Here is a 1,163-nt window from a genome sequence, read left to right as displayed (position 1 = left end):
GGCAAGAAGTGGCTGGTGATGCCGGCCGCGTTCTATGTGAACACCTTGCGCTCCATCCCGCTGGTGATGGTGATCCTGTGGTTCTTCCTGCTCATTCCGCTGATGATCGGCAAGCCCATGGGCGCGGAGCTCTCGGCCATGATCACCTTCACGGTGTTCGAGGCCGCGTACTTCTCGGAAATCATGCGTGCCGGCATCCAGAGCGTGCCCAAGGGCCAGGTCCATGCGGGCTACGCAGTGGGCATGACCTACGGCCAGACCATGCAGCTCATCGTGCTGCCGCAGGCCTTTCGCAACATGCTGCCGGTGCTGATGACGCAGACCATCATCCTGTTCCAGGACACCTCGCTGGTCTACGCCATCGGTGCCTACGACCTGCTCAAGGGCTTCGAGGTCGCGGGCAAGAACTTCAACCGGCCGGTGGAGACCTACCTCGTGGCCGCCGTCGTCTATTTCGTCATCTGTTTCTCGCTGTCGATGCTGGTGCGTCGCCTGCAGAAGAAGATCGCCATCATCCGCTGAGGAGCCATTGCCATGATCAACATTCAAAACGTTTCCAAGTGGTACGGCAGCTTCCAGGTGCTGACCGACTGCACCACGGCCATCCAGAAGGGTGAGGTGGTGGTGGTCTGCGGCCCCTCGGGCTCGGGCAAGTCCACCCTGATCAAGACCGTGAATGCGCTGGAGCCGTTCCAGAAGGGCGACATCGTCGTCGACGGCATCAGCATCGCCGACCCCAAGACCAACCTCCCCAAGCTGCGCAGCCGCGTGGGCATGGTATTTCAGCACTTCGAGCTGTTTCCGCACCTGTCGGTGACCGAGAACCTCACGCTGGCACAGATCAAGGTGCTGGGCCGCAACGCCGACGAGGCCAAGACCCGGGGTCTGAAGATGCTGGACCGCGTGGGCCTGATGGCGCACAAGGACAAGTTCCCTGGGCAGCTGTCCGGTGGCCAGCAGCAGCGCGTGGCGATCGCGCGGGCGCTCAGCATGGACCCGATCGTGATGCTGTTCGACGAGCCCACCTCGGCGCTCGACCCCGAGATGGTGGGGGAGGTGCTGGACGTGATGGTCAAGCTGGCGCAAGAGGGCATGACCATGATGGTGGTGACGCACGAAATGGGCTTTGCCAAGAAGGTCAGCCACCGCGTGATCTTCATGGA

At 62.2% G+C, this 1,163-nt stretch carries 2 protein-coding genes; both read left to right on the top strand.

The genetic code is table 11. The features are described from left to right. A partial coding sequence (locus B0E41_RS13360; protein ID WP_077331649.1) for an amino acid ABC transporter permease occupies positions 1 to 522 on the top strand: 522 nt, incomplete at its 5' end. A 12-nt stretch (positions 523 to 534) separates the two neighbouring features. Then, positions 535 to 1,163, top strand: a 629-nt coding sequence (locus B0E41_RS13355) for an amino acid ABC transporter ATP-binding protein (protein WP_077331648.1), incomplete at its 3' end; no start/stop codon positions are given.

The organism is Hydrogenophaga sp. A37 (assembly GCF_002001205.1).
Classification (GTDB): Bacteria; Pseudomonadota; Gammaproteobacteria; order Burkholderiales; family Burkholderiaceae_C; genus Hydrogenophaga.
The sequence above is the reverse complement of the archived record's forward strand: the minus strand, read 5'-3'. Positions and strand labels throughout refer to the sequence as shown.